Origin of the sequence: Massilia sp. GCM10023247, from assembly GCF_042653325.1 — a bacterium.
Classification (GTDB): Bacteria; Pseudomonadota; Gammaproteobacteria; order Burkholderiales; family Burkholderiaceae_D; genus Telluria.
Window position 1 is genome coordinate 25517 of the sequence record NZ_JBHSIB010000010.1, and the last position, 6337, is coordinate 31853.

9 protein-coding genes are annotated in these 6337 nt (G+C 69.0%); 3 read left to right on the forward strand and 6 right to left on the reverse strand.

Annotated features, from left to right (window positions below; translation table 11 throughout):
* Positions 1 to 160: 160 nt before the first annotated feature.
* Positions 161 to 568, forward strand: coding sequence for a nucleoside diphosphate kinase regulator (gene rnk, locus ACFPAH_RS09330; RefSeq protein ID WP_379744016.1), 408 nt, complete (start codon positions 161 to 163; stop codon positions 566 to 568).
* A 7-nt stretch (positions 569 to 575) separates the two neighbouring features.
* On the opposite strand, the gene ACFPAH_RS09335 is transcribed toward rnk, so the two are convergent.
* Complete coding sequence (locus ACFPAH_RS09335) at positions 576 to 866, reverse strand: hypothetical protein (RefSeq protein WP_379744018.1); 291 nt, start codon at positions 864 to 866, stop codon at positions 576 to 578.
* A 284-nt stretch (positions 867 to 1150) separates the two neighbouring features.
* On the opposite strand from ACFPAH_RS09335, the gene ACFPAH_RS09340 reads away from it, so the two are divergent.
* Both ACFPAH_RS09340 and gluQRS read left to right on the forward strand, forming a co-directional pair.
* Complete coding sequence (locus tag ACFPAH_RS09340) at positions 1151 to 1645, forward strand: nuclear transport factor 2 family protein (RefSeq protein WP_379744020.1); 495 nt, start codon at positions 1151 to 1153, stop codon at positions 1643 to 1645.
* A gap of 41 nt (positions 1646 to 1686) precedes the next feature.
* Positions 1687 to 2613: a tRNA glutamyl-Q(34) synthetase GluQRS gene (gene gluQRS / locus ACFPAH_RS09345; RefSeq protein WP_379744022.1), complete on the forward strand. Its 927-nt coding sequence runs from the start codon at positions 1687 to 1689 to the stop codon at positions 2611 to 2613.
* Between the two features lie 54 nt (positions 2614 to 2667).
* On the opposite strand, the gene ACFPAH_RS09350 is transcribed toward gluQRS, so the two are convergent.
* The 5 genes from ACFPAH_RS09350 to ACFPAH_RS09370 form a co-directional block, all read right to left on the reverse strand.
* The gene (locus ACFPAH_RS09350) at positions 2668 to 3306 is read right to left on the reverse strand and encodes a CHRD domain-containing protein (protein ID WP_379744024.1); all 639 of its coding nucleotides are present in this window, start codon (positions 3304 to 3306) and stop codon (positions 2668 to 2670) included.
* Between the two features lie 259 nt (positions 3307 to 3565).
* On the reverse strand, positions 3566 to 4027 hold the full coding sequence (locus tag ACFPAH_RS09355; RefSeq protein ID WP_379744026.1) for a DUF421 domain-containing protein: 462 nt from the start codon (positions 4025 to 4027) through the stop codon (positions 3566 to 3568).
* 84 nt (positions 4028 to 4111) lie between these two features.
* Complete coding sequence (locus ACFPAH_RS09360; RefSeq protein ID WP_379744028.1) at positions 4112 to 4522, reverse strand: hypothetical protein; 411 nt, start codon at positions 4520 to 4522, stop codon at positions 4112 to 4114.
* A 97-nt stretch (positions 4523 to 4619) separates the two neighbouring features.
* On the reverse strand, positions 4620 to 5276 hold the full coding sequence (locus ACFPAH_RS09365) for a response regulator (RefSeq protein WP_379744030.1): 657 nt from the start codon (positions 5274 to 5276) through the stop codon (positions 4620 to 4622).
* Positions 5273 to 6337 (reverse strand): ATP-binding protein (locus tag ACFPAH_RS09370; protein WP_379744032.1); only part of this gene is annotated, 1065 nt, incomplete at its 5' end. The genes ACFPAH_RS09370 and ACFPAH_RS09365, both read right to left, overlap by 4 nt.

Sequence of the window (6337 nt, forward strand, 5' to 3'; positions counted from 1 at the left end):
GAGGCTTCGCCTGGCTCCTCAAGGCTCGGTGAGGAAACCACGGCCGGCTTCCAGCCATCCGTCCTCCCGAGCCTCTCCCACTGAAATCCCATCCTGCACCCGCAGGCGATTTTCCTTTTTGCCGGCTGCACATCGTGCAGCCACTACATGGAGTTACATCATGAGACCACCTATCGTCGTATCCTCGCTCGACATGGAACGCCTGGAAGCCCTGCTCGATTCCCTGCCTGGCTCCCAGGCGGGAACCCGCGATACGCTGCTGGAAGAACTGGCTCGTGCCGACATGGTCGAGCCAGAAGACATGCCGGCCGATGTCGTGACGATGAATTCGCGCGTGCGCTTCGTGCTCGACAATGCGAGCGAAGAATTCGACATGTCGCTGGCCTATCCGAAGGACGTGGGCGGCGCGCCGGACAAGATCTCGGTGCTGACGCCCGTGGGCAATGCGCTGCTGGGCCTGAAAGTGGGCGAAACCATCGATTGGACCCGTCCCGACGGCGGCCGCTTCGAAGTGACGGTGCGCGAGATCGTGTACCAGCCCGAGCGTGCCGGCGACCTGCACCGCTGACCGGGGCTCAGCGGCAGACGCCGCGCAGCTTGGCCACGCCGATGAAGGGCAGGGCCAGCACGCCGCTCAGGAAGAAGGTCGGCTGGTTTTTCAGGCCTTCGGAGTGCAGGCAGTCCGGCAGGCGCGCCTTGGCGAAATCCTGCGAAAAGCTGCGGTAGGGCGTGGCGCTGATGGTGTCGCTGGCGGTGTCACCGGTCGCGCCCGCGATGGAGCGCCGCGGATCCGGTTCCGTTTCCTCGGGCAGGCCGGCGATGGCGGCGCGGATCGCATCGCGGTCGAGCCGTGCGCGCAGCGGCAAGGCGTCCTGTGCTGGCGCTCGCGCAGGAGCCGCTCGCTGGAGCGTGCCCGGTGCGGGCGATGGGGCTGCCGGCGGTACCGGTTGGGCAGCCTGGGCACCAAGGCCAAGGCTCAGCATGCAGGCAAGGATCAGGCGCATAGTCGGCAAGAAAAGTAAGGTGGCAAGAACATGTCACGAACTCAGTGTTGCCAAATGTACACGACAACTAGTTAAATTTGGCAGCTTGTACAATTAGTTACATACGGCTGTGTACAATCGGAGCTCCAGGACAACCCGCCGCGCCCATGAAACGATTGTTCCTCGCCTGCTGCATGTTGCTGTGTTCGTTCGCTGCGCATGCCGACCCCGCGCTCAAGCGGCAGGTGAACGCGTTTGTCGACCGCTGGCATGCCGACGCGGCGAACTCGCGGGCGGTCTATTTCGACAAGATCGCCAAGGACGGCGTCTACATCGGCACCGACAAGAGCGAACGCTGGCGCCGCCACGAATTCAAGGCCTGGGCGAAACCGCATTTCAGGCGCAAGTCGGCCTGGACCTTCAAGCCGCTCAAGCGCCACATTGCCTTCTCCGACGACAAGTCCATCATCTGGTTCGACGAGCAGCTCGACACCAAAATGGGCATTTGCCAGGCCACCGGCATCCTGCGCCGCAAGGGCAAGACCTTCGAGGTGGTCCATTACCAGCTGTCGATGGCGATCCCGAACGAGGTCGGCCAGCAGGTGACGCGCCTGATCCAGGACTACGAAGCCAAAGAGGGCTGGAAGTCGGGTCGGCGCTGATGTGATATCGTGTTGCCCCTTCCCGGCAACCCTTTTCGAACGTGAGCAAGTCCCTGATCAGTCCCGCTAGCGGCCCCGATGGTGGTAACTACGTCGGCCGTTTTGCGCCGTCGCCCACCGGGCCATTGCACGCCGGTTCGCTGGTGGCGGCGGTCGCCAGTTACCTCGACGCCCGCGTCCACCGCGGCGAGTGGCTGGTGCGCATCGAAGACATCGACGAGGGCCGCAGCGTGGCCGGCGCCGACGAGGCGATCCTGGCGCTGCTGCATGCGCTGGGGATGGATTCGGACCGCGAGGTGGTCTGGCAGAGCCGGCGCAAGCACCTGTACGCGGCGGCAGCGCAGCAGTTGGGCCAGCAGGCCTATCCCTGCGGCTGCAACCGCCGCGAGATCAACGATTCGCGCCTGGGCGTCGGTCCGGATGGCGCGGCCATCTATCCCGGCACCTGCCGCCATGGGCTGGCGCCGGGACGCGCGATGCGCAGCCTGCGCCTGCGCGTGCCCGACGAAGGGGGCGACGCCATCACCTTTACCGACCGCTTCATGGGCACGCTGACGCAGCACCTCGCCAGCGAGTCGGGCGACTTCGTGCTCAAGCGCGCGGACGGGTATTGGGCCTATCAGTTGGCGGTCGTCGTCGACGACGCCGAGCAGGGCGTGACCGATGTCGTGCGCGGCGCCGACCTCATCGATTCGACGGCGCGCCAGATCTACCTGCAGCGCCTGCTCGGCGTGCCGACCCCGCGCTACCTGCACGTGCCGGTGGTGCGCAATGCGAACGGCGAAAAACTGTCGAAGCAGACCGGCGCGCTGGCCGTGCTGCCCGGCGACGAAGCGGCCGCCATCGACGCCTTGCTGGCCGCCGTCCGCTTCCTCGGCCTGCCGCTCGAGCGGCCGGGCTCGCTCGCCGCCTTCTGGACCGCCGCCGTTCCGGCCTGGGGCGCGCTGCTGGCCACGCGGTCGGCGTAGGCCGGCAGGCGCCCCCGCTTAGGCACCCGCTTAGGTACCCCACTCAGGCGCTGCTCAGGCCGGCATAGCGGCCGGACCGGACCTGCCCGCGGCCACGGACGCCCTGGCGCGCCGCCGCGCCACCATCCCCAGGCCTGCCAGGCCGACACCGAGCATGCCCCAGGTCGCCGGCTCCGGAATCGGTGCCGCCACCATGAAGCCGCGGATCTCGCCGGCCGGGTATTGCGTGGTGTGGATGTTCAGGTAGGCCGTGTTGTCGCCGATCGCGTTGATCAGGGCCTCGCTGTCCGAGGCGGGCGTGCCGCCAAACGCCGCGAGGAAGGCGGGATCGTAGGTCGTGGCGTCGAGCAGGTCGAAACTGCGGCTGTAGTCGCCGCTCTGCACGCCGAGCGGGAAGTCGCGGAAGGGGATGGCGATTGGCGCCGTGCCGCGGAATGCCTCCGGCGTACAGCAATGGATGTGGCCCATCGTCGTGCCCGCCAACAAGTCCTGGAATGGCACCTTGGCGCGCAGGATGTTGCCGTCGAATTGAAAGCTGGCGATGCTGTAGCCCGGCGAAGGATTTGGCGGAGCTTCTTCCGGGCCGCTGGCCACGGCCCGGAAGAACCCGGTCTCGTCCTGAGGCTGGGCCTGGGCGGTGGGCGCGAGCGCGGCGGCGGCCGCGAGCGCCAGGATGGACAAGCTGTGTTTCATGGCATACCTCCTGATTAGGAAAGAATCCAATGGGCGCCACGGCGTGACGCTGCTCAAAAACTTAGCACGTCAGGCAGGGTGTCAACACACGATACGGCTGGGCAGGAGCCGATGAGAAAGCTGTGCCGGAGGAAGTTGAGCAGTGGAAGAGTTCTAGCAGCTGGGCGTCGACATGATACGGTTTTGGCGGCCTGGCTTGATAAACTGAATCATGTCCCCGCTCGGCATGGGATACGGCGGCGGCGCCTGCCGCGCAAGCTTATTTCTTTTTCTGGATCGTGATTTCGCCGTCCGCTTCCAGGAAGGCGCAGGCCATCTCGTGGCGCTCGCAGTCGGCCGCGCGCAGCGACTGTTCCAGGTCGGATTCGGTAATACGGCAGCGCTTGACGACCTGGTCGAAAAACTGGCCGTCGCGCCCGATCAGCACAGCAGTGCCGTCGAGCATCACCGACATGCGCCGGCTATTACTCGACAGCAAAGCGACACCCGTGTTCAGGGCGATCAGCGTGGCAGCGATGATCAGGCCGCCGGTGAGCGAGTCGTCGCCGCCGGACAGCGAGTTCGAGACGGCTTCCGACAGCAGCATGACGACGAGCAGGTCGAAAGGCGTGAACTGGCCGACCGTGCGCCGCCCCGACAGGCGCACCATCAGCAGCAGCGCCAGGTAGACGACCGCTCCACGGACGATGAACTCCCACCACGCCAGATCCATGTCGAACATATTGCACCCCGCTCGCAAACCGATGAGCCGATTGTAATCAGTTTGCCAACAATATGCCGCTCAGTTCGCTGCTGACGGGCGCCCTCAGTCGTCGAGGCGGTAACTGCGCAGCCGGAACACCATCTTGCCGTCCACCTGCTCGCACAGGCCGCTCATGGTCTCCTTCGGGCCGAGCCGGAGCGACAGCTTGCTGCCGTTGGCCTTGGCGGCGCAGGCGGCATGCGCCTGGTCCGGGATGGCGGGCAGCGCCGGCGGCGGTGGCGGGGCGGGAATGGCGGGCGGTACCGGTGCCGGCGGCGCCGGCGGTGCAATGCCAGGCGGCATGCCGGGCAGGCTCGGCGGCGCGGGCGGGGCCGGCGGCGGTGGCGGCGCAGGCGGCTGGACGCAGGGACCGCTGGCGGCCGGCTTGCAGTCGATGCGGACCGCCGCCTGGGCGGCGCCGGTCACGCACAGGAGGGCAAGGAGGACGAGGGGGACGAGGGAACGTGGGGGCATGGCTTACTCCTTCTTGAGGGGCGCACGGTGCGGCGCCAACCAGGCCATCGTGCACGCCAAATGTGGAGGAAGAATGGAGGCGCCGCGGTGCCGGGCGCTAGGGCTCGAAGCGGTAGCCGATCCCGTAGACGGAATGGATCGGATCGAGCCCGGGCGCCACGGCATCGATCTTGCGCCGCAGGTTCTTGATGTGGCTGTCGATGGCGCGGTCGGTCGCATCAAACCTGTCCTGGCGCGCCAGGTCGAGCAGCCGGGCCCGCGAAAAGACCTGGCCGGGGCGCTGCGCCAGCGCGGCCAGCAGCTCGAACTCGGTCGGCGTGAGATCCAGCGGCCGGCCGTGGACCGTCGCGCGGCGGCCGGCGCCGTCGATCGCGACCGGCGCCGGGCTGACCCGGGCGCGGCGCAGGATGGCGCGGATGCGCGCCACCAGTTCGCGCGGGCTGAACGGCTTGCACAGGTAGTCGTCGGCGCCCGCGTCCAGCCCCAGCAGGCGGTCGATTTCCTCGACCCGCGCCGTCACCATCACGATCGGCACCTCGGAAAAGGCGCGCAGCGCGCGGCACAGGGCCAGGCCGTCCAGCCCCGGCAGCATCAGGTCGAGCACCACCAGCGCCGGCATGCGGGCACGGATCGCGGCCAGCGCCTCGGCGCCGTCGCCGAAGACGGTCGGATCAAAGCCTGCAGCGCGCAGGTAGTCCGCGATCAGCGCCGCCAGTTCCGGCTCGTCCTCGACGATATGGATGGCGGGGCTCATGCCTTCTCCAAGGCGAAAGACAGCACGGCGCGCAGGCCGCCGAGCGGAGAGTGGGCGAAACGCAGGCGGCCGTCCTGCGCCTCGACCAGGCGCAGGCACAGGGCCAGCCCGAGGCCGGCGCCGCCGCCGGCGCGGCTGCGCGAGGCCTCGACGCGATAAAAGCGCTCGCCCAGGCGCGCCAGGGCGGCGTCGGGCACGCCGGGCGCGCTGTCGTCGAGCGCCAGTTCGAGCCGATCCTGTTCGATCCGGCTCGATAACACGATCCGGCCGCCGGCTGCGGTATAGCGCAGGCTGTTTTCCAGCAGGTTGCACAGCACCTGGCGCATGCGGTCCGGGTCGGCGGCAACGCGCGCGCTGCCGGGCGCGCCGCTGCACTCCAGCGTCAAGCCGGCCGCCTGCATGCGTTCGCCGAAGGCCTGCGCTTCCTGCGTGGCCAGCAGCCACAGGTCCAGCGGTTCGCGCCGCAGGTCGAGGGTGCCGACGTCGGCGCGCGCCAGCGCATACAGGTCGTCGATCAGCGTGTTCAGGGCCAGCACCTGGCGCAGCATCGCCTCGACATGGGCCGGATCGGCGCTGCGCACGCCGTCCTGCAGCGCCTCCAGTTGCGCGCGCAGGACCGCCAGCGGCGTGCGCAATTCGTGCGAGGTGTCGGCCACCCACTGGCGGCGCGCCGCTTCGGTGCTCGCCAGCCGCCCGGCCAGCAGGTTGAAGTGGCCCGCCAGTTCGCCCAGCTCGTCGCTGCGGTCCTGGGGCAGGCGCGTCTCGAAGCGGCCCTCGGCCAGCGCGCGGGCGCCGGCGGCCAGGCGCCCGATCGGACGCCGGAAGTGGGCCGCCAGCAGGCTGGCGGCCAGCGCGCTCAAGGCGACGCCGGCCAGGGCGATCGGCCACAGGCTGGCGCCCAGCTGGGCCAGGAAAGCGCCGGCCAGCGCATCGGTCGGGCGCGCGGCCGGCGCCACCGCCAGGTAGCCGGCGGGGCGGCCCTCGACCAGGATCGGACGGCGCGCCAGCGGGACGGCGCCCGGCCGCGCGGCGGCCAGCCTGGCGCCGCCGGCGTCGAGCAG